This is a genomic window from Domibacillus indicus (assembly GCF_000970685.1).
Taxonomy (GTDB): domain Bacteria; phylum Bacillota; class Bacilli; order Bacillales; family Domibacillaceae; genus Domibacillus; species Domibacillus indicus.
This window is the reverse complement of the sequence record NZ_LAJB01000007.1, coordinates 173018-192703: the sequence shown is the minus strand read 5'-3', so window position 1 is coordinate 192703 and position 19686 is coordinate 173018. Positions and strand designations below refer to the sequence as shown.

General features: G+C 44.0%; 25 protein-coding genes. All 25 read left to right on the top strand.

What is annotated here, in order from left to right; translation table 11 throughout:
* Window positions 1-4 precede the first annotated feature (4 nt).
* Window positions 5-1411: an HslU--HslV peptidase ATPase subunit gene (gene hslU, locus VP98_RS09085; protein WP_046175063.1), complete on the top strand. Its 1407-nt coding sequence runs from the start codon at window positions 5-7 to the stop codon at window positions 1409-1411.
* Between the two features lie 20 nt (window positions 1412-1431).
* Window positions 1432-2211, top strand: coding sequence for a GTP-sensing pleiotropic transcriptional regulator CodY (gene codY / locus VP98_RS09080; protein WP_046175062.1), 780 nt, complete (start codon window positions 1432-1434; stop codon window positions 2209-2211).
* Between the two features lie 236 nt (window positions 2212-2447).
* Window positions 2448-2834: a flagellar basal body rod protein FlgB gene (gene flgB, locus VP98_RS09075; RefSeq protein ID WP_046175061.1), complete on the top strand. Its 387-nt coding sequence runs from the start codon at window positions 2448-2450 to the stop codon at window positions 2832-2834.
* A gap of 2 nt (window positions 2835-2836) precedes the next feature.
* Window positions 2837-3283: a flagellar basal body rod protein FlgC gene (gene flgC, locus VP98_RS09070; RefSeq protein ID WP_082087902.1), complete on the top strand. Its 447-nt coding sequence runs from the start codon at window positions 2837-2839 to the stop codon at window positions 3281-3283.
* A 13-nt stretch (window positions 3284-3296) separates the two neighbouring features.
* Window positions 3297-3602, top strand: coding sequence for a flagellar hook-basal body complex protein FliE (gene fliE, locus VP98_RS09065; protein ID WP_046175059.1), 306 nt, complete (start codon window positions 3297-3299; stop codon window positions 3600-3602).
* A gap of 33 nt (window positions 3603-3635) precedes the next feature.
* Window positions 3636-5207, top strand: a complete 1572-nt coding sequence (fliF, locus tag VP98_RS09060) for a flagellar basal-body MS-ring/collar protein FliF (protein ID WP_046175058.1) — start codon at window positions 3636-3638, stop codon at window positions 5205-5207.
* Between the two features lie 12 nt (window positions 5208-5219).
* Complete coding sequence (fliG, locus tag VP98_RS09055; RefSeq protein WP_046175057.1) at window positions 5220-6233, top strand: flagellar motor switch protein FliG; 1014 nt, start codon at window positions 5220-5222, stop codon at window positions 6231-6233.
* Window positions 6226-6984, top strand: coding sequence for a flagellar assembly protein FliH (gene fliH, locus VP98_RS09050; protein WP_052712196.1), 759 nt, complete (start codon window positions 6226-6228; stop codon window positions 6982-6984). Before fliG ends, fliH begins: the two co-directional genes overlap by 8 nt.
* Before the next feature lie 3 nt (window positions 6985-6987).
* Entirely contained in the window at window positions 6988-8304 is a 1317-nt protein-coding gene (fliI, locus tag VP98_RS09045; protein ID WP_046175056.1) for a flagellar protein export ATPase FliI, read from the top strand.
* A 3-nt stretch (window positions 8305-8307) separates the two neighbouring features.
* Complete coding sequence (gene fliJ, locus VP98_RS09040) at window positions 8308-8754, top strand: flagellar export protein FliJ (protein WP_046175055.1); 447 nt, start codon at window positions 8308-8310, stop codon at window positions 8752-8754.
* A 7-nt stretch (window positions 8755-8761) separates the two neighbouring features.
* Window positions 8762-9379, top strand: a complete 618-nt coding sequence (locus tag VP98_RS09035) for a MotE family protein (RefSeq protein WP_046175054.1) — start codon at window positions 8762-8764, stop codon at window positions 9377-9379.
* A gap of 51 nt (window positions 9380-9430) precedes the next feature.
* A complete protein-coding gene (locus tag VP98_RS09030) occupies window positions 9431-10786 on the top strand; it encodes a flagellar hook-length control protein FliK (RefSeq protein WP_046175053.1) in 1356 nt (451 codons plus the stop codon).
* A 3-nt stretch (window positions 10787-10789) separates the two neighbouring features.
* Window positions 10790-11446 carry a flagellar hook assembly protein FlgD gene (gene flgD, locus VP98_RS09025; protein ID WP_046175052.1) on the top strand — a complete coding sequence of 219 codons (657 nt, stop codon included), beginning with the start codon at window positions 10790-10792 and terminating at the stop codon, window positions 11444-11446.
* Window positions 11447-11460: 14 nt separating this feature from the next.
* Window positions 11461-11847, top strand: a complete 387-nt coding sequence (locus VP98_RS09020; RefSeq protein ID WP_156151355.1) for a TIGR02530 family flagellar biosynthesis protein — start codon at window positions 11461-11463, stop codon at window positions 11845-11847.
* 85 nt (window positions 11848-11932) lie between these two features.
* Window positions 11933-12853, top strand: a complete 921-nt coding sequence (gene flgG / locus VP98_RS09015; protein WP_046175051.1) for a flagellar basal body rod protein FlgG — start codon at window positions 11933-11935, stop codon at window positions 12851-12853.
* 67 nt (window positions 12854-12920) lie between these two features.
* Window positions 12921-13142 carry a flagellar FlbD family protein gene (locus VP98_RS09010; RefSeq protein ID WP_046175050.1) on the top strand — a complete coding sequence of 74 codons (222 nt, stop codon included), beginning with the start codon at window positions 12921-12923 and terminating at the stop codon, window positions 13140-13142.
* Complete coding sequence (fliL, locus tag VP98_RS09005) at window positions 13132-13581, top strand: flagellar basal body-associated protein FliL (protein ID WP_046175049.1); 450 nt, start codon at window positions 13132-13134, stop codon at window positions 13579-13581. Before VP98_RS09010 ends, fliL begins: the two co-directional genes overlap by 11 nt.
* A gap of 31 nt (window positions 13582-13612) precedes the next feature.
* Window positions 13613-14572, top strand: a complete 960-nt coding sequence (gene fliM, locus VP98_RS09000) for a flagellar motor switch protein FliM (protein ID WP_046175048.1) — start codon at window positions 13613-13615, stop codon at window positions 14570-14572.
* A gap of 31 nt (window positions 14573-14603) precedes the next feature.
* Window positions 14604-15806: a flagellar motor switch phosphatase FliY gene (gene fliY, locus VP98_RS08995; protein ID WP_046175047.1), complete on the top strand. Its 1203-nt coding sequence runs from the start codon at window positions 14604-14606 to the stop codon at window positions 15804-15806.
* Window positions 15807-15828: 22 nt separating this feature from the next.
* Window positions 15829-16191, top strand: coding sequence for a response regulator (locus VP98_RS08990; RefSeq protein ID WP_046175046.1), 363 nt, complete (start codon window positions 15829-15831; stop codon window positions 16189-16191).
* A gap of 13 nt (window positions 16192-16204) precedes the next feature.
* Window positions 16205-16876 (top strand): flagellar biosynthetic protein FliO, encoded by a 672-nt coding sequence (locus VP98_RS08985; protein WP_046175045.1) that lies wholly within the window; start codon window positions 16205-16207, stop codon window positions 16874-16876.
* Window positions 16869-17534: a flagellar type III secretion system pore protein FliP gene (gene fliP, locus VP98_RS08980; RefSeq protein ID WP_046175044.1), complete on the top strand. Its 666-nt coding sequence runs from the start codon at window positions 16869-16871 to the stop codon at window positions 17532-17534. Before VP98_RS08985 ends, fliP begins: the two co-directional genes overlap by 8 nt.
* A 12-nt stretch (window positions 17535-17546) precedes the next feature.
* The gene (gene fliQ / locus VP98_RS08975) at window positions 17547-17816 is read left to right on the top strand and encodes a flagellar biosynthesis protein FliQ (protein WP_046175043.1); all 270 of its coding nucleotides are present in this window, start codon (window positions 17547-17549) and stop codon (window positions 17814-17816) included.
* Between the two features lie 6 nt (window positions 17817-17822).
* Window positions 17823-18599, top strand: coding sequence for a flagellar biosynthetic protein FliR (gene fliR, locus VP98_RS08970; protein WP_046175042.1), 777 nt, complete (start codon window positions 17823-17825; stop codon window positions 18597-18599).
* A 4-nt stretch (window positions 18600-18603) separates the two neighbouring features.
* Window positions 18604-19683, top strand: a complete 1080-nt coding sequence (flhB, locus tag VP98_RS08965; RefSeq protein WP_046175041.1) for a flagellar biosynthesis protein FlhB — start codon at window positions 18604-18606, stop codon at window positions 19681-19683.
* Window positions 19684-19686: the final 3 nt, after the last annotated feature.

Below are 19686 nucleotides of genomic sequence, written 5' to 3'. Positions count from 1 at the left end.
AAAGATGAAGGCAAATGGAATCAATTTAACACCCCGTCAAATTGTGGAGCGTCTGGACCAGTATATAGTTGGGCAGAAAGAAGCGAAAAAAGCTGTTGCTGTTGCACTGCGCAACCGTTACCGCCGGAGCTTGCTTGACAGCTCAATCCAGGATGAAGTCATTCCGAAAAATATCTTAATGATTGGACCGACCGGTGTCGGAAAAACAGAAATTGCCCGCCGTATGGCCAAACTTGCCGGGGCGCCGTTTATTAAAGTGGAGGCCACCAAGTTTACGGAAGTCGGTTATGTTGGAAGAGATGTAGAATCCATGGTGCGGGATTTGGCTGAAACAGCTGTCCGGCTCGTTAAGGAAGAGAAAATGGCTGAGGTGCGTGAACCTGCCAAAGAAGCAGCAAACCGCCGGCTTGTTGAACTACTTGTCCCGTCGCGCAAAAAAGGAGCCTCTGTTAAAAACCCGTTTGAAATGCTTTTTGGAGGCGGCGGGCAGCAGGAGGAAGCTGAGGAGCCTACGGAGGATATGTCCCTTTACGAAAAGCGGCGTGTTGTTGAGCAAAAGCTTTCAGATGGAGAACTTGAAAACGAAATCATCACTGTTGAGGTAGAAGAGCAGCCGCCTTCTATGTTTGACTTATTCCAGGGCTCAGGAATGGAGCAAATGGGGATGAACATGCAGGATGCACTCGGCGGCCTTATACCAAAAAAGAAAAAAAAGAAAAAACTCACTGTACGAGATGCCCGTCCGGTTTTAGAGCAGGAAGAAGCCCAAAAGCTGATTGATATGGATGAAGTAACACAGGAGGCTGTCCGGCGTGCAGAACAGACTGGTATTATCTTTATCGATGAAGTAGATAAAATTGCAGCGAAAGGCGGCGCGCAGTCGGGGGCGAACGTTTCGCGCGAAGGCGTGCAGCGTGATATTTTGCCAATTGTGGAAGGCTCTACTATTGTTACAAAGTATGGAGCTGTGAAAACAGACTATATTTTGTTTATTGCCGCTGGAGCGTTTCATATGTCGAAGCCGTCGGATTTAATTCCGGAGCTGCAAGGGCGTTTTCCGATCCGGGTCGAGCTCGAAAAATTATCAACAGATGATTTTGTCCGTATTTTAGTTGAACCTGACAATGCGCTGCTTAAGCAGTACAAAGCGTTGCTTGAAACAGAAGGCATACGCATTGAGTTTACCGGGGAAGCGGTCCGCCGCCTGGCTGAAATTGCTTTTCATGTTAATGGCGAAACAGATAACATCGGAGCGCGGCGTCTTCATACTATTATGGAAAAGCTGCTTGAAGATTTATCATTCGAAGCACCGGATATTACGATGGAGACCATTACAATAACGCCTCAGTATGTAGATGAAAAATTATCTGCCATTTCACAAAACAAAGATTTACGCGAATTTATTTTATAATCAATCGGAGGAAATACATCATGAATCTTTTGGCTAAAACAAGAAAAATAAACAAAATGCTTCAAAATGCAGCAGGCAAAACAGTGAACTTTAAAGAGATGGCTGAATCTCTTTCTGAAGTGATTGAAGCAAATATTTTCGTTGTCAGCCGCCGCGGCAAGCTGCTTGGATTTGGAGTCAACCAGCAAATTGAAAATGAACGAATGAAGCAGATGCTTGTAGAACGCCAGTTCCCTGAAAAATACACAAAAAACTTATTTAACGTAACAGAAACATCCTCGAATCTGGATGTAAACAGCGAGTATACAGCGTTTCCGGTTGAAAACAAGGAATTATTTCAAAACGGTTTAACGACTATTGTTCCTATTATAGGAGCGGGCGAAAGACTTGGAACTCTTGTGCTTGCACGGCTGGAAGAACAATTTCACGATGATGATTTAATTTTGGCTGAGTACGGGGCAACAGTAGTTGGAATGGAGATTTTACGTGAAAAGTCAGAGGAAATGCAGGAAGAAGCCCGCAGCAAAGCGGTAGTTCAAATGGCGATCAGCTCACTTTCGTACAGTGAACTTGAAGCGATTGAACATATTTTTGAAGAACTTGATGGGAAAGAAGGCCTACTCGTTGCTTCGAAAATTGCCGACCGTGTCGGGATTACCCGCTCAGTTATCGTAAACGCCCTTCGCAAACTTGAAAGTGCCGGTGTTATTGAGTCGCGTTCTCTCGGAATGAAAGGAACGTATATTAAAGTATTAAATAATAAATTCTTGATGGAATTGGAAAAATTGAAATCCAACTAAATTTTACAATGCCAGTGGAACCCCCATCCGCTGGCGTTTTTTTAATTTTTTTTATGTACAAAAGTTAACAACAATGTATAATAATTATAAGTTTATGACATTTTGCGACTCGGATTTATAAGTCGTGAAATTTTTTTGTTATTTTTGTTAAGAATAGTGTCGGAAAATGACTTTTATGTTATATTTCTTTAAGTGCAGATAAAAATTAACTATTTAATAAAAATGGAGTGGGCGAATTGAACCTGTTTTCAAACTCAATAACGTCTTTAGAACGAGGTTTGGACTATGCATCTTTACGGCAAAAAACAATTGCGAACAATATTGCCAATGTCGACACGCCAAATTATAAGGCTAAAGATGTGGATTTTAAGAAAATATTAGAAGATAGTAAAAATGACTTTCAAAATTACCGGACAGACAAAAGACATTTTACATTTTCCGCGCAATCAAGCGGTCCGGTCATAACGGCGCGCAATGTGGCCTATAACGAAAGTGGCAACAGTGTCGATTTAGATTCGGAAATGTCGGAAATGGCTGAAAATCAGATTTATTATAATGCGCTCACGGACCGGCTGAGTTCCAAGTATGCATCGCTGTCAAATATTATTAAAGGAGGCCGGTGATAATGTTTAATGGCATGAATATTACCGCGTCTGCTTTGACGGCCCAGCGGCTTCGGATGGACGTTGTATCATCCAATATGGCGAATGCCGAATCAACAAGAGCCAAATTGGTTGATGGAGAATGGCAGCCATACCAGCGTAAATCTGTTGTGATGCAGCCAAAGGAAGGCTCTTTTTCAACTTTTTTGCAGGCAGCGGCCAACCGCCAGGAAGCTGGCGGCGGAGTAAAAGTAACTAGGATTGTTGAGGATACAGAAACGCCCAACAAGCTCGTTTACGATCCTGAGCACCCGGATGCAAATGAAGAAGGCTACGTTAATATGCCAAACGTGGACCCTTTGCGCGAAATGGTGGACTTAATGAGTGCGACCCGTTCCTATGAAGCAAATGTAACGGTATTTAACGCGTCAAAAGCAATGATGACAAAAGCGCTGGAAATTGGAAAATAAGGAGATGAAGTAAATGGCTATAGAAGCATTGAATGCCGTCTCATCAGCAATGATAGAACCGGGCAGTGTAAAAAAAGCCGCAACTCCAGCTGAATCTCAGCAGAATTTCGGTAATTTTTTAAAAGATGCACTAAATGATGTAATGAAAACAGAAGCAGAGTCCAATTCACTGACAACAAAAATGATTAACGGAGAAAACGTTGATATACACCAGGTAATGTCAGCGGCTCAAAAATCGGGAATAACGATGCAGTTAACGCTGGAAATGCGTAACAAAGCCGTTGAAGCATATCAAGAAATCATGCGGATGCAAATGTAATGTAGAAGGTATTGAAGTGACCGGGGGATTGTAATGAACGAAACTATCAAACAGCAGCTTGCTAGAATAAAAGAATATTGGAATACGCGATCGAAAAAGCAAAAAATAGTCGGAACCGCCTTCTTTTTCTTTTTCATTCTTGCCTTGTCACTAATCGTTTATTTTGCGACAAGAACAACAATGGCTCCGCTCTATAGTGAACTTTCCCCTTCGGAAATTGGTGCGGTAAAAGAAAACTTGGATGGACGGGGCATTCCATATGAAATTACAGAAGGCGGGACAGGGATTCTCGTTCCCGAAGAGTCGGTAGACACCCTGAAAGTAGATTTAGCAGCTGAAGGACTTCCGCAATCCGGCAAAATTGATTATAGCTTTTTCAGCCAAAATGCCGGGTTTGGTATGACAGATAACGAGTTTAATGTATTAAAGCTGGATGCAATGCAGACAGAGCTCGGAACATTGATCGAGGGAATTGACGGAGTAAAAGATGCCAATGTCATGATCAATCTTCCCCAGGAACAGATTTTTGTTACGGAAGAAGCGGAACAGGCATCTGCATCCATTGTGCTGAATACAGAGCCGGGCTATCAATTTGATGAAAAGCAAATTAAATCGCTTTATCATTTGGTTTCAAAAAGCGTGCCGAATCTGCCAACTGAAAATATCGCCATTATGAACCAGAATTTTGAGTATTATGATATGGCCGGCAGCGGCAGCAGTTCAGGTGATTCCTTTGAACAGCAAATGGCTGTAAAGAAACAGGTAGAGCGTGATGTGCAGCGCCAGGTTCAAAGTATGCTTGGTGCCTTGATGGGCAATGACAAAGTAGTTGCGACAGTAACAGCTGATATCGACTTTACTCAGGAAAACAGAGAAGAGAATCTGGTAGAGCCGGTTGATGAAGAAAACATGGAAGGCATTCAAATCAGCGCTCAGCGAATTACTGAAACCTACACAGGCGATGCAGCCGGTGCAGGAGGTATTCCGCAGGCAGAAGACGCAGGAGATACAGCTACTTATCTTGAAGGAGCCACAGGCAGCGGAGACTATGAGCGGACAGAAGAAACAATCAACAATGAAGTAAACCGGATCCGCCGTGAAATTACGGAAAGTCCATATAAAATCCGGGATTTAGGCATTCAAGTCATGGTTGAACCGCCGACACCGGATGATCCGAATACAATGCCGGATCAAAGTGTAGAGGATATTCAGCAGCTTCTTGGAAATATCGTGAGAACGTCTATTGACGAAAGCTATAATACAGAGTTAACGGATCAAGCTCTTGAAGAAAAAATCACCGTTTCAGTACAGCAGCTGAACGGAAAAGTTTCGTTTGAAGAAGAGCCAGCTTCCACTATTCCCTGGTGGGTATATCTCATCGGCGGCATTCTCGTTGTTATCATCGGTGTATTAATCTTTATGATGGTTAGAAGACGCCGGGAGGAAGAGGAAGAAGAGTTTGAAGATGACGTAACAGAGGAAAATATAGAAGAACTGCTGACTGAAACAGAGAGCAGCACACGGCGCAGGCAATTGGAAACGATGGCGAAAGACAAGCCGGAAGAGTTTGCGAAGCTTTTGCGCACATGGCTGTCTGAGGAATAGGAGAGATCTATTATGGCTGCACGCGAGAAGAAATTAACTGGAAAACAAAAAGCCGCGATTCTGCTTATTTCCCTCGGACCGGATTCTTCGGCTTCTGTATATAAACATTTATCGGAAGAAGAAATTGAGAGGTTAACACTGGAAATTTCCGGGGTAAAAAAAGTAGATACAGATATAAAAGAAGAAGTATTTGAAGAGTTTCATAATATTGCGCTGGCACAGGATTACATTTCCCAGGGCGGAATTGGATATGCCAAAACTGTACTTGAAAAAGCACTGGGCCAGGATCAGGCGCAAAACATTATTAACCGTTTAACATCCTCTTTGCAGGTTCGGCCATTTGATTTTGCGCGCCGGGCGGATGCCGGGCAAATCTTAAACTTTATTCAAAACGAGCATCCGCAGACAATTGCCCTGATTCTTTCTTATCTGGACCCGCAGCAGGCCGGACAAATCCTGTCAGAGCTTCCACAGGAGGTTCAGGCTGATATTGCAAAAAGGATTGCCATTATGGACAGCACCTCGCCTGAAATTATTAATGAGGTTGAAGCAATATTAGAACGGAAATTAAGTTCGACTGTTACCCAGGATTACACACAAACAGGCGGCGTCGAAGCAGTGGTAGAAGTTTTAAATGGTGTAGACCGGTCGACAGAAAAAACCATTCTCGATGCTCTGGAAATACAGGATCCCGAGCTGGCTGAAGAAATTAAGAAACGAATGTTTGTATTTGAAGATATTGTCACGCTCGACAACCGGTCGATTCAGCGTGTTATCCGCGATTGTGAAAATGAAGACCTCCTGCTGTCGCTGAAAGTATCGAGCGAGGAAGTAAGAGAAGTTGTTTTCCGGAATATGTCACAGCGTATGGTTGAAACATTTAAAGAGGAAATGGAGTACATGGGTCCTGTCCGGCTTCGTGATGTTGAGGAAGCACAATCGCGAATTGTGGGAACCATCCGCCGCTTAGAGGAAACTGGTGAAATCATTATTGCCCGCGGTGGAGGAGATGATATCATTGTCTAATTTTGTTCGAGACGAGTTTCCGAAAGTAATTGAAAGCCCGAAGCGGGTGATCGGCATCAAGCCTTTTTATGCGAATAAGGAGCAGGAAGAAGCAGATATTCCCGATTTTTCATCAGAGCGGTCAATCGTGCTAGAAGAAGCAAACCGTCAGGCAAAAGCGATTATTGAACAAGCTGAGGCCGAAAAACAGCGGATCATGTCAGAAGCGTCAAATTGGCAGCAGCAATGGGAGCAGGAAAAAGCAAGCCTGCAGCAGGAAGCATATGAACAGGCTTTTCAGCAAGGCTCGGAAGAAGGACGAAATGCCGGTTATCAGGAAGTAAGCACGCTGATTGACGAAGCACGGTCAATCGTCCACTCTTCGAAAACAGAATACGAAAAAAACGTAGAGAGGTCGGAACGGACGATTGTCGAACTTGCTGTAACCTGTGCAGAAAAAATTCTGCAGCGTGAACTAGAAAATGACAATGAGCTGTTTATGGGAATTGTCCGATCGGCTTTAAAAGAAGTGAAAAATCAAAAAGAAGTGCAGATCCATGTTCATCCTGAAAAGTATGAATTGGTTATTTCTCAAAAAGACGAAATTGAAGCTCTTTTTCCAGCCGATATTAATTGTTATATATATCCAAGTGAAGAAGCTGGTGAAAATACATGCTTTATTGAAACAGCGAATGGCCGGATTGACGCGGGAATTGATACGCAGCTTCAACAGCTTCGTAAAACACTCCTTCAATTATTGGAGAGTGAGTAGACAATGAAAGCATCGGATTTAAAATATACCATTCCATCACTTGATTCTTTTAAACGATATGGCCGCGTAAAGCGGGTAGTAGGGCTGATGATTGAATCACAGGGGCCTGAGAGCTCCATTGGCGACATTTGTCTCATTCATTCGAAAGACAGGAAACGGACCATTATGGCGGAAGTAACCGGGTTTCGCGATGAAATGATTATTTTAATGCCCTATCGAAATATCAATGAGATTTCGCCGGGCAGCCTGGTGGAATCGCTCGGCCACCCGCTGCAGGTAAAGGCGGGTCCGGCTTTGATCGGAAAAATTATTGATCCGCTCGGTGAGCCGTTTGATGATTCCGTGCTGCCGCGTACCTTAACAGCGATTGAAACAGAAGCAGAGCCTCCCAATCCGATGACGAGGCCGCCTATTCGTGAAAAGCTCGAAGTAGGTGTCCGGGCAATTGACGGCATGCTGACCGTCGGAAAAGGACAGCGTGTTGGTATATTTGCGGGAAGCGGTGTGGGGAAAAGCACCTTGCTCGGCATGATTGCCCGAAACACAAAAGCTGATTTAAATGTTATTGCTTTAATCGGGGAGCGCGGGCGTGAAGTGCGTGAGTTTATAGAGCGTGACCTTGGTCCGGAAGGAATGAAGAAGTCGATTGTTGTGGCTGCGACGTCAGATCAGCCGGCACTTATGCGGATAAAAGGGGCTTTTACTGCAACAGCGATTGCTGAATATTTCCGTGATAAAGGGCTTAATGTCATGCTGATGATGGATTCTGTTACCCGGGTGGCAATGGCCCAGCGGGAAATCGGGCTTGCAGTTGGAGAGCCGCCTGCTACAAAAGGCTATACGCCTTCCGTTTTTGCGATTATGCCGAAACTGCTGGAAAGAACCGGCACAAACGAACATGGAACCATCACAGCATTCTATACGGTTCTTGTAGATGGTGATGATATGAACGAGCCGATCGCCGATGCAGTACGTGGTATTTTAGACGGCCATATTGTTCTTGACCGCGAGCTCGCCAATAAAGGCCAGTATCCAGCCATTAATGTTCTAAAAAGCGTCAGCCGGCTTATGCCGCACATTGTCAGCCGTGATCACTACGATGCTGCGGTTGCGGTAAGAGACTCGTTAAATACCTATTTAAACTCAGAGGATTTAATTAATATTGGTGCCTATAAAAAAGGTTCGTCTGCTGAGATCGACCGGGCGATACAAAACTATCAGCCAATTCTCTCTTTTTTAAAGCAGCGTACAGATGAACAAGCGACATTGGATGAAACAGCTTTTGGATTAGTTCGTCTTGCAGATCGAAAGGATGGATAAAACATGGCATTCAATTATAAATTCGAAAAAATCATGCAGCTGCGCGAGCGGGAAAAAGAAGAATCAGAAACTGTTTTTAAAGAGGCGCAGACTCTTTTTGAAACAGAAGCAAATAAGCTTTATGAACTGTTAAAGAAAAAAGAAGATTTGATCGCTGTTCAGGAGCAAAAAATGAAATCTGGCTTTTCCGTTCTTGACATTCAGCACTACCAGCAGTTTATTTCTAATCTTGAAAAGCTGATTGACCAGCAGCAGCGTGTTGTCATGACAACACGCGGCCGAATGCAGTGGTGTGAGCAGCAGTTAAAAGAAAAAAATATTGAAGTGAAAAAATACAGCAAAATCCGCGCGAATGATTTGGTGCATTACCGCAGGTGGATGGCTTTAGAAGAAGCAAAGCAAATGGATGAGCTTTCTTCTATCCAGTTTATGAACCGAAAGATCAGGTGATAGACAAATGGCAGCAAAAAAGAAAAAAATAGAGCCGGCTGAAATAGAAGAAAAGAAAAAATACAACGCGTTTCAATGGGTAATATTTGTGGCTGTCATTCCTCTCTTATTCGCCCTGACGATTGCGCTGGTGGTCATGACCATCGCGGGCGTCAATGTATTTGAAAAAACAAAAGAGCTGGCAGAAAATGTTCCGTTTGTATCGGAATGGGTGGAGACGGCAGAGCAGGATGGAAAATTGGACAGCGAAAAAGTTGCCGAGCTGCAGGCGGAGGTAAAAGACAAAGAAGCAAAAATTGGGCAGCTGTCGGAGGAACTTGACAATTCGGAAAAAGAAATAGAAGAGCTTTTGACCGAACAGGACCGGCTGAACGCCGAGATCAAGCAGCTTCAGCAGCAGCAAAAAGAAGCGGCCGACTCAAAAGAAACAAAAACAGCAAACAATGTAGCGAAAACATATGAATCGATGGATGAGGAAAGTATCGCAGGCATTATTATTAATTTAACTAACACAGAAGCGGCAGCTATTCTACAAGAGCTGAGCGTTGAAAAGCAAGGAGCGGTACTCGAGAATCTAGAAGCGAAAAAAGCCGCTGAATATACAAAAATATTATCGAATGAATAAAGAATAACAGAGAAAAATGTGAGATAATGTTGAAGAAAAGGAGGTGAAATAATGCAGGTATTCTTAGGAGCTATCTCTTCGCCTTTAACCGGCGGCACATCTTCCAATCAAGCGGTTTTACCGGCAGCCGGAGGATTTGGCAGCCTGCTGGGCTCCATTCAGCAAACAGTTCAAAATACAAGTGAACTGCCAAATATGGAACAAGTACTTCCAGCGGATTTTTCAGCGATGCTTGCTTCACTATTTAAGCCTGTTGAATCACTGGATGGATTAATAGAAGAAAAGCCGGAATTGGCTGCACACGCACAGGAGCTTTTAGATAAAGAAGAAATGCCATCGATTCAGGATCTGGCGGTTTTGCTGCAGGTTGATGTAGAAGCACTGCAAAATGCACTGCAAAAGCTGGCACAGCTTTTTAGCTCACAGGATAATGGGGAAGGCACAGTAAAAGAAATGATTGATTCGATGCTGCAGGAAACAAGTACAGGCCAGCCCTTCGAAAAGCTGCCGCTCAAGGAACTGGAAGGTCTTGTAAAGCTGATAGCAGAAAACACAGCGATTCCTTTTAGCGGCTCAGATAAGCAGCTTATAAGCACGGTAGTCAGGGCAGCGCAGCTGATTAACTACTTTGCGGAAAACCTTCCAGGCCAGAAAGCACGTTTTCAGCCGTTGCAGGACGCTTTGAAAAATGGGGCAGCCTTATTGGAAGGGCAGAATCAGGGGTCATCACCGTTAGTTGGAAAACAAGCTGGTTTGCCGGTTATTCAGCTTTCCCAGCCAGGTTCGCAAACTTCTCAAGCAAGCATAAATCAAGCTAGTTTACAAACAGCGTTTGCCAATTACGGCAGCAGCCAGGAGCCATCTGAAGCTGCAAACGGCAAAGCAGCTTCACTAAAATCTGCCGCCCAGTCCGTTGAATCCGTACACCCGTTTTTAAATCAGCTTTCAAAAGCGGAACAATTTGCTTTTAGCGTAAAAACCAATCCGCGGCCGATGAATATGGAACAATTCATTGAAAAATTTACCCAAATTCTCGGGAATTCAAACATGGTGAAAATGCCAAACGGAACAAAAATGCTGATTAAATTGTATCCAGAGCAGCTTGGCTCGCTCCGCATTGAACTGCTGCAGCAAAATGGCGTAATGACGGCGAAAATTCTATCGTCTACCCAGTCGGTAAAAGAGCTGCTTGAGCAAAACGCCCACCAGCTAAAGCATGCATTCAGCCAGCAAAATGTGACGGTCGACAAAATCGATATTACCAGCCCGGAAACAAGACAGCAGCTGTTTGACCGCGGCACCCAGCAGGAGCAGAAGCAGTCAAATGATCAGCCAGCAGAACAAAAGGACAGCGAAGTGCTTTCTTCGTTTGAAGAAGCCCTACTCAATGCAGAAATGGAGGAATAAGCGATGTCAAAAATTGATCCTTCGCTTTATTTAGCCAATAACCCGGCTCAAACAAAGCAAACCGGTAACAGCGCTCTCGGTAAAGATGAGTTTCTCAAAATTTTAATGACTCAGCTGCAAAACCAGGACCCGCTCAGCCCGATGGAAGACAAGGATTTTATCGCGCAGATGGCCCAGTTTACATCGCTGGAGCAAATGGTGAACATGACATCCATGATCGAACAGATGGTACAGGCGCAGACCGCTTCACAGATGATTAATTATCAATCCTTTGTCGGAAAAAATGTCGTCTGGCATAAGCTGACTGACCAAACGGATGAAAATGGGCAGCCGGTTGTGGAAACAGGAAACGGCACAGTCGACTCTATTAAATTTTCGGGGGAAAGCGTGAAATTTACGCTGACGGATGGAACAGAACTGGAGCCGGCCAATATTTCCGAATTAACAGGCAGTGGCAGCGGAAGTTCTGCGGGAAGTGTGACCAGTTCAAATCCGTTAGTGGAAGCGAGCTATTTAATCGGCCGCACGGTCACATGGGGAACAGATGGCTCCGAGCAAAGCGCAGCAGTTCAATCTGTGTCAATGAAAGACGGGCAGGTCTGGCTGCAGCTTGTCAATGGGGAAAAAATCGCTTCTTCTACTCTTACGAAAATAGAATAGGCGGGTGATGAAAAATGAAATCCATTAACCCGATTGTTCACGGAACGCGCCAGCCGATTATTCCGCCGGCGAAAAAAGAGATCAAGCAAAGTGCTTCTGCTTTATTTAGCGAAACGCTGAAAAACGTCTCATCTGAAGCCCAGTCGCTGACCATCTCGAAGCATGCGGCGCAGCGGTTAAATGAGCGCGGCATCCAAATTCAGGAAAGTGAATGGAATTTAATTGGCCAGAAGCTGTCGGAAGCAAAATCAAAAGGCGTCACCGACTCGCTTGTTGTGCTGAAGGATGCGGCACTTGTGGCAAGCGCCAAAAACAATACGATCATTACCGCAATGAACCGAGAAGAAGCAAGTACACATATTTTTACGAATATTAATGGCACTATTCTTATGGACAATTAAACTTGAAACAGGCTGGACCGAAACGGAAGCCTGCTGCCTGCCGACCGACTGACGCAGGCGAATTTGAAAGGGGAAAAAAGAACTTATGTTACGTTCAATGTACTCAGGAATCAGCGGCATGAAAAACTTCCAGACAAAGATGGATGTAGTAGGGAATAATATTTCGAATGTAAACACGTACGGATTTAAAAAAGGGCGTACTACATTTAAAGATATGGTTTCTCAATCTGTAGCAGGAGCAAGCGCACCTACAAATACTCGTGGGGGAACAAATCCCAAGCAAGTAGGGCTAGGTTCACAAATTGCTGCTATTGACACATTGCATACTACAGGATCATTACAGACAACAGGCCGCACACTAGATCTCGCAATTTCAGGAGATGGCTTTTTCCAAGTTGGCCAGTCAGCAAGTGGAACAAGTGCTTTTGACAGTATTCAATATACACGTGCTGGGAATTTTTATATGGATTCAAATGGGATGCTTGTAAATAGTGACGGTTTTTATTTGGTCGGTTTTGCTGATAATACGACTACTCCTAATGATTCTACATCGTATGCAGATCCCGATACAATAACCGGTACTCCGAATTTTCCAGCAACTGGAAACCCAACTTTGACGGACGCCGCATATAAACCAATTAAAATTCCGAATGATGCAACAAGTGTGAGCATTGGACAAGATGGAACAGTGACATTTACTGACGCTAACGGTGAATTGAGATGGGCTGGACAATTGATAATAGCAAAGTTTTCTAATCCTGAAGGAATGAGTAAATCAGGTAGTAACTATTTTTCAGAAACACCCGCGTCAGGGACACCGGCTTTAAATGTTGCTGGGTCAGGTGGAAATGGTGACGTCATAGCTGGCTCACTCGAAATGTCTAACGTCGACTTATCCGAAGAATTCACCGAAATGATCGTCGCACAGCGTGGTTTCCAGGCCAATACTCGCATTATCACAACATCGGATGAAATTTTACAAGAATTGATGAGCATGAAACGTTAAAAGATAAATTCTTTCTTATTCTTGAATGCAGGGGGGGACAGGGCCGGGTTATCCGGTCCTGGCAATTATGATTACGGTGACCAGGCTGAACGGCAAGCCATTCTCGTTAAATGCTATTTACATAGAAACGGTAGAAAGCTTTCCGGACACAACCATCACGCTGACGAATGGAAAAAAGTATGTGGTCCGCGAACCGCATGATAAGGTAACAGCGGATATTGAAATGTTTTACACACGCATTTCACTTTTAGGGAAAGTGAAAGCGGAGGAGGATCAGGATGGAGAATGAACAAAAAGCACCAAAAAATAAATTACTAACGATCATGGTCGTATTAATGGCTGTTATTCTGCTTGCCGGAGCTGTCGCCGTTGTGATTATATTAAAGTCAGCTGGCGGCGAAGCGGCGGATAAAGAGCCGTCCATTGATGAAGTGATTGAATCGTCGGTTGATATTCCGGAAATGACAACGAATCTCGCATCGGATGATTTTATTCGCATTTCATTTAAAATTCAAACTGACAGCCCGGAAGCGATGGATGAAATGACGAAGCGTGATTTCCAGGCGAAGGACATGATTATCCAGAAGCTTTCCGAAATGACCGCGGACGATTTAAAAGGGGAAGCGGGCAAGCAAAAATTAACAGAAACGCTAAAAACAGATTTAAACAGCATTATGCAGGATGGTAAAGTAGAGGCTGTATATATCACCTCGTACATTATTCAATAAAGAGGCCTGTCATTGATCGGAGGTGAGCCAGTTGGCCGGAGAAATTTTATCCCAAAATGAAATTGATGCATTGCTATCCGCTTTATCAACCGGAGAAATGGATGCAGAAGAATTAAAAAAAGAAGAGCAGGAAAAGAAAGTTAAAGTTTACGATTTTAAACGGGCATTGCGCTTTTCAAAAGACCAGATTCGAAGTTTAACACGAATGCATGATAACTTTGCGCGAATTTTAACCACGTTTTTCGCAGCCCAGCTTCGGACGTATGTTCATCTGGAAGTCGTCTCAGCAGACCAGATTCCATACGAAGAATTTATTCGTTCGATTCCAAACCGGACGATTTTGAATGTATTTGAAGTTCCGCCTCTCGAAGGGCGGATTTTGATGGAAGTAAACCCGAATATCGCCTACGCCATACTGGACCGGCTTCTTGGCGGCCGTGGTGTCAGTGTCAATAAAGTGGAAAATTTAACGGAAATTGAAACCCGGATCATGTCGAACCTGTTCGACCACGCTTTTGAAAATTACCGGGAAGCCTGGTCAAATATAGTCGATATTGATCCAGTCGCGACTGATTTTGAAGTGAATCCACAATTTTTGCAGATGGTTTCCCCGAATGAAACGGTCGTCGTTATTTCGTTAAATACCACAATTGGCGAAACAGCTGGCATGATTAATATTTGTATTCCCCACGTTGTATTAGAACCGATTATTCCGAAGCTGTCCGTTCATTACTGGATGCAAAATCCGGACAAAAAAGAGCGCAGCCCTGGTGAGCTGGAAAACCTGGACCGGCGGATTAAAAAAGCAACGCTGCCTGTTATCGCTGAACTTGGACAGACGGGCATTACCATTGAAGAGTTTTTAACTATGTCAGAAGGTGATATTATCAGCTTGAATACAGTGGTTGGAGATGCATTGACCATAAAAGTCGGGAATGTACCAAAATTTTTGGCGCAGCCTGGCCGAGTTAACCGCAAATTAGCCGTTTAAGTGCTTGATTATGCGGAAGGAGGGGATGAAGATGATGAGTGATGATATGTTATCACAAGAAGAAATTGATGCTTTGCTAAAAGGCGGAGAAAGCGACGATTTGGAAGACGCTTCAGCGACTGGTGCACTGGGCGGCGTGGAAGAATACTTGGACAGCTTTGAACAGGATACGCTTGGCGAAATTGGCAACATTTCATTTGGAAGCTCTGCTACTGCGCTTTCCAGCCTGCTTAACCAAAAAGTTGAAATTACCACGCCGGGCGTTTCGGTAGTGGAAAAAAGCCGGTTAAAAGAGGAGTTCCCTCATCCTTATGCAGCAATTGAGGTTCATTACACAGAAGGCTTTTCCGGTGCTAATTTGCTTGTCATTCATCAAAATGACGCGGCGATTATTGCCGATTTAATGCTTGGAGGCAGCGGGATAGAAGTAGCTCAGGAACTTGGCGAATTGCAGTTAAGTGCCGTCCAGGAAGCGATGAACCAGATGATGGGCTCAGCGGCTACCTCGATGTCGACGATTTTCAATAAAAAAGTAGATATTTCTCCTCCGTCTATTTCTCTTTTAGATTTAAATGATGGAACAGGAACAGACCAAATTCCGGAGCAGGAGCTTTTAATTAAAATTTCGTTCCGGCTGACAGTAGGGGAGTTAATTGATTCTAATATTATGCAGCTTATTCCGCTTCCATTTGGGAAACAGCTGGTACATGAATTAATGAATCCCGCACCGCCGGAAAATGAGCCGCCGGTGCAGCCGATTCAGCAGGCTCCCGTAGAAGAGCCAAAGCATAATCCGGAGACGCCGCCGGTTAATGGACAGATGAATCCCGCACCGCCGCCGATGCCTTCGCGGCCATCAAATGAGCCGGCATTTATGGGGGGTAATTCATTTGGACAGGGCCAGGGTGCCCAGCCAAATGTAGAAACGGCAGTGTTTTCATCGTTCCAATCACCACAGCTTGGCGAGCAGGAAGCGCGCAATTTGAATATGCTGTTTGATATTCCGCTTCAGGTAACGGTGGAACTTGGCCGTACGAACCGGAATGTAAAAGATATACTGGAGTTAACATCCGGTTCTATTATTGAGCTTGACAAGCTGGCAGGGGAGCCTGTTGATGTCCTCGTTAACAACCGCCTTGTTGCAAAGGGAGAAGTTGTTGTTATTGAAGAAAATTTCGGTGTCCGGATCACGAATATTGCGAGTCCGGCTGACCGATTAAAAAATTTAAACTAGATAATCACAGGGGGTCAAAAAAATGAGCAATCGAATTTTAGTAGTAGACGATGCAGCATTTATGCGGATGATGATTAAAGACATTTTATCTAAAAATGGGTTCGAGGTAGTGGGCGAAGCAGAGAATGGTGCCCAGGCTGTTGAAAAATATGCAGAATTAAAGCCGGACTTAGTGACCATGGATATTACCATGCCTGAAAAAGACGGGATTGTTGCCTTGAAGGAAATTAAAGCCGCAGATCCGGGCGCCAAAATTATTATGTGCTCCGCGATGGGCCAGCAGGCAATGGTTATTGACGCCATTCAAGCAGGCGCCAAGGACTTTATTGTAAAACCATTCCAGGCCGACCGTGTTATTGAAGCAATTTCCAAAGTGCTTTCTTAAGGTGCGGCTGTTCATGAAATTATTAAGCAAATGCAGCTTTATGCTTCTGTTAATGGTCATATTGTTTTCCGGCAATGAAATCATTGCCGGAGCAGCGTTATCAGATAAAAGCAGTGTACAGGACTGCCTGGACAATCCAGAGTTGTGCAGCCAGGAACAGCCAGCTGAAAATGACAATCAGGAATTAAACACAAAAGATGAGGCAGCTCCCGTTGGCATAGGCTTTTTTGATATTGTCCGAATGATTGCGGCACTGGCTTTTGTAGTGGCGCTTCTTTATTTTTTACTGCGGTTTATTAACAAAAAAAGCCGTTCTTACCAGGAGACCCATATTGTCCGCCATCTGGGAGGGACACCGCTTGGCGGCAGCCGCTCGGTCCAGGTTGTAAAAATAGGGAACCGTGTATTTGTTCTTGGTGTCGGAGAAGATGTTTCACTGCTGAAGGAAATTGAAGATCCAGCAGAACGCGACGATTTAATCAGCCGTTATGAAGACCAGTCTGATATGCTGATGCAGCCGGCCCACATTGTCAGCAAGCTGAAAAACCGTTTCTCAAAAGAGCCGAAAGCAAAAGAATCAGTTTCATTTAAACATGAATTTGAGCAGAAGATGGATGAGCTGAAAAAAAGCCGAGAGCGGGCAATGCGGGACTTAGCAGATAGGGAGCGGAATCAGAATGAATGAATTTATGGAACTTTTTAATTCAAGCGACCCTGAAAATGTCTCTACCTCAGTAAAGCTTCTGCTGATGCTGACCGTGCTCTCGATTGCCCCAAGCATTTTAATTTTAATGACATGCTTTACGCGGATTATTATTGTCCTGTCATTTGTCCGGACAGCTCTTGCCACGCAGCAGATGCCGCCTACACAGGTACTGCTGGGCCTGTCGCTTTTTTTAACTTTTTTCATTATGTCTCCGGTTCTGCAGGAAGTAAACGATGAGGCGCTGACACCGCTTTTTAACGAAGAAATCAATCTTGAAGAAGCGTATACACGTGCAAGCGGCCCCTTTAAAGAGTTTATGAGTGAACAGACACGCCAGAAAGATTTACAGCTGTTCTTAAACTATACACAGGCTGAACAGCCGGAATCCATTGACGATATTCCGCTGACTACGCTTGTACCTGCCTTTGCGTTAAGCGAGATAAAAACGGCTTTTCAAATTGGCTTTATGATTTTCATCCCTTTTCTTGTTATTGATATGATTGTCGCAAGTGTTCTCATGTCAATGGGGATGATGATGCTTCCGCCGGTAATGATTTCTCTGCCGTTTAAAATTTTGCTTTTTGTTCTCATTGATGGCTGGTATTTGGTTATTGAATCATTGCTTCAAAGCTTCTAGGAAGGTGACAAAATGAATACGGAAATGGTAATTTCTCTTGCTGAAAAAGGTGTGTATACCACACTTATTGTGTGTGCGCCGCTTTTGATTCTTGCCCTTGGCATAGGCCTGGCGGTCAGTATTTTCCAGGCAACCACTCAAATTCAGGAACAAACGCTGGCGTTTGTGCCTAAAATTGCCGGCGTGATGATCGGCATGATTTTTTTCGGGCCCTGGATGCTTGAGCGGATTATTACGTATACCACAGATATTTTTACTAATTTAACGAGATTCGTCGGGTAGGCGGGCATGACAGAGCTTATTCCGGACGTATCGGTTTTCCTGCTTATCCTTGTCCGTGTATCGGCTTTTTTTGTGACAATGCCTTTGTTTTCGTACCGGACGATTCCTGCACAGCATAGAATTGCTTTTTCGATAGTGCTGGCCTGGACAATGTACTATTCGATTGATGCAGCGCCCTTTGAAATAAATGGTGAGTATGTTCTGCTTGTTTTAAAAGAAGCGGTGACAGGCCTTTTAATTGGCCTGGCAGCGTTTATTGTGCTGTCTGCTGTCCAGATTGCCGGCGGTTTTATTGACTTTCAAATGGGCTTTGCCATTGCGAATGTCATTGATCCGCAGACAGGGGTCCAGAGTCCGCTGATGGGCCAGTATTTATATATGTTTTCCCTTTTAATGCTTTTGGCTCTAAACGGACACCATTTAATATTGGACGGTATCTTCTACAGCTATGAATTTATCCCTATTGACCAGCTTTACTTGTCTTTTGGCAGCGGAGAAGCAGCTTATTACATGGCCAGAACACTCAGCAGTGTTTTTTTAATTGCTTTTCAGATGGCAATGCCGGTTGTAGCCGTTCTTTTTTTAACAGATGTCATGCTCGGGGTGGTAGCTCGTACAGTGCCCCAGCTCAACATTTTTGTCGTAGGCTTTCCGCTGAAAATTGGTGTTGCGTTTATCGTTGTTTTTATTGTGATTGGTGTTATTTTTACTTTAGTGCGCGATTTGTTCGGGATGATGCTATATACAATGCGGGATTTAATGACTATTTTTGGAGGCGGGTAAGAACATGCTGCTAAAGCTGAATTTACAGTTTTTTGCTGGTGAAAAAACAGAAAAAGCCACGCCGAAGAAAAAGCAGGATTCCCGTAAGAAAGGGCAGGTCGCCAAAAGCCAGGATTTAAATACAGCAGTGAGTTTATTAGTGCTATTTGGTTTTTTATCCGCTTTTGCAGTTTCTATGGGGAAAAATATTTTCCATATGTTTCAGCATTCTATTCAATATTATATGTTAATGGATGTAACCGAGGCGAATTTAAAAACGATTGTGTTTGAGGTGATGGAGCAATGTGCCGTGATTCTGGCTCCCTTTATGCTGGCTGCAGTAGCCGCAGGTGTTGCTGCCAACTACGCGCAGGTCGGATGGCTTGTAACAGGAGAGCCAATTAAGCCAAAGCTTGAGAAGTTAGATCCGATCAAAGGATTTAAACGGATTTTTTCGATGCGCTCCATTGTCGAGCTTTTAAAATCTATTTTGAAAATTGGCTTTGTTGGTACAGCAGCTTTTGTCACTTTGTGGATAAATATTGAAGAAGTATTAAAAATGGCTTTAAGACCGATCGAAGATACACTGCCGCTTGTTGGTTCTTTAACTGTTCAAATGGGACTGGCAGCTGCGGCCGCTTTGCTTGTTTTAGGAGTCCTGGATTATTTTTACCAGAAGTTTGATTTTGAAAAAAGCCTTCGTATGTCCAAGCAGGATATTAAAGATGAGCATAAAAACTCAGAAGGAGATCCTCTTATTAAATCAAGAATCCGGCAGACGCAAAGGGAAATGGCGATGCGGCGTATGATGCAGGAAGTGCCGAATGCAGACGTGGTTATTACGAATCCTACCCACTATGCGATCGCGCTCAAGTATGATGAATCAAAGAGAGATGCTCCGTATGTAGTAGCGAAAGGCACAGACTATATTGCCCAAAAAATTAAGCTGATTGCAAAAGAAAACAATGTAATGACGGTTGAGAACCGTCCGCTTGCCCGGGCGCTTCACGATCAAACAGAAATTGGCGATTCGGTGCCGGAAGAGTTTTTCAAAGCAATCGCTGAAATTTTAGCTTATGTATATCGAATAAAAAATAAATTGTAGTGT

Coding starts and splice junctions, on each gene's coding strand:
- VP98_RS08985 (WP_046175045.1), top strand. CDS start 16,205: ATGAAATTATTAAGCAAATGCAGCTTTATGCTTCTGTTAATGGTCATA.
- fliP (WP_046175044.1), top strand. CDS start 16,869: ATGAATGAATTTATGGAACTTTTTAATTCAAGCGACCCTGAAAATGTC.
- fliJ (WP_046175055.1), top strand. CDS start 8,308: ATGGCATTCAATTATAAATTCGAAAAAATCATGCAGCTGCGCGAGCGG.
- fliQ (WP_046175043.1), top strand. CDS start 17,547: ATGAATACGGAAATGGTAATTTCTCTTGCTGAAAAAGGTGTGTATACC.
- VP98_RS09035 (WP_046175054.1), top strand. CDS start 8,762: ATGGCAGCAAAAAAGAAAAAAATAGAGCCGGCTGAAATAGAAGAAAAG.
- fliY (WP_046175047.1), top strand. CDS start 14,604: ATGATGAGTGATGATATGTTATCACAAGAAGAAATTGATGCTTTGCTA.
- VP98_RS09020 (WP_156151355.1), top strand. CDS start 11,461: ATGAAATCCATTAACCCGATTGTTCACGGAACGCGCCAGCCGATTATT.
- fliG (WP_046175057.1), top strand. CDS start 5,220: ATGGCTGCACGCGAGAAGAAATTAACTGGAAAACAAAAAGCCGCGATT.
- fliI (WP_046175056.1), top strand. CDS start 6,988: ATGAAAGCATCGGATTTAAAATATACCATTCCATCACTTGATTCTTTT.
- hslU (WP_046175063.1), top strand. CDS start 5: ATGAAGGCAAATGGAATCAATTTAACACCCCGTCAAATTGTGGAGCGT.
- codY (WP_046175062.1), top strand. CDS start 1,432: ATGAATCTTTTGGCTAAAACAAGAAAAATAAACAAAATGCTTCAAAAT.
- fliE (WP_046175059.1), top strand. CDS start 3,297: ATGGCTATAGAAGCATTGAATGCCGTCTCATCAGCAATGATAGAACCG.
- fliF (WP_046175058.1), top strand. CDS start 3,636: ATGAACGAAACTATCAAACAGCAGCTTGCTAGAATAAAAGAATATTGG.
- VP98_RS09030 (WP_046175053.1), top strand. CDS start 9,431: ATGCAGGTATTCTTAGGAGCTATCTCTTCGCCTTTAACCGGCGGCACA.
- VP98_RS09010 (WP_046175050.1), top strand. CDS start 12,921: ATGATTACGGTGACCAGGCTGAACGGCAAGCCATTCTCGTTAAATGCT.
- fliR (WP_046175042.1), top strand. CDS start 17,823: ATGACAGAGCTTATTCCGGACGTATCGGTTTTCCTGCTTATCCTTGTC.
- flgC (WP_082087902.1), top strand. CDS start 2,837: ATGTTTAATGGCATGAATATTACCGCGTCTGCTTTGACGGCCCAGCGG.
- flgG (WP_046175051.1), top strand. CDS start 11,933: ATGTTACGTTCAATGTACTCAGGAATCAGCGGCATGAAAAACTTCCAG.
- VP98_RS08990 (WP_046175046.1), top strand. CDS start 15,829: ATGAGCAATCGAATTTTAGTAGTAGACGATGCAGCATTTATGCGGATG.
- flgD (WP_046175052.1), top strand. CDS start 10,790: ATGTCAAAAATTGATCCTTCGCTTTATTTAGCCAATAACCCGGCTCAA.
- flhB (WP_046175041.1), top strand. CDS start 18,604: ATGCTGCTAAAGCTGAATTTACAGTTTTTTGCTGGTGAAAAAACAGAA.
- fliL (WP_046175049.1), top strand. CDS start 13,132: ATGGAGAATGAACAAAAAGCACCAAAAAATAAATTACTAACGATCATG.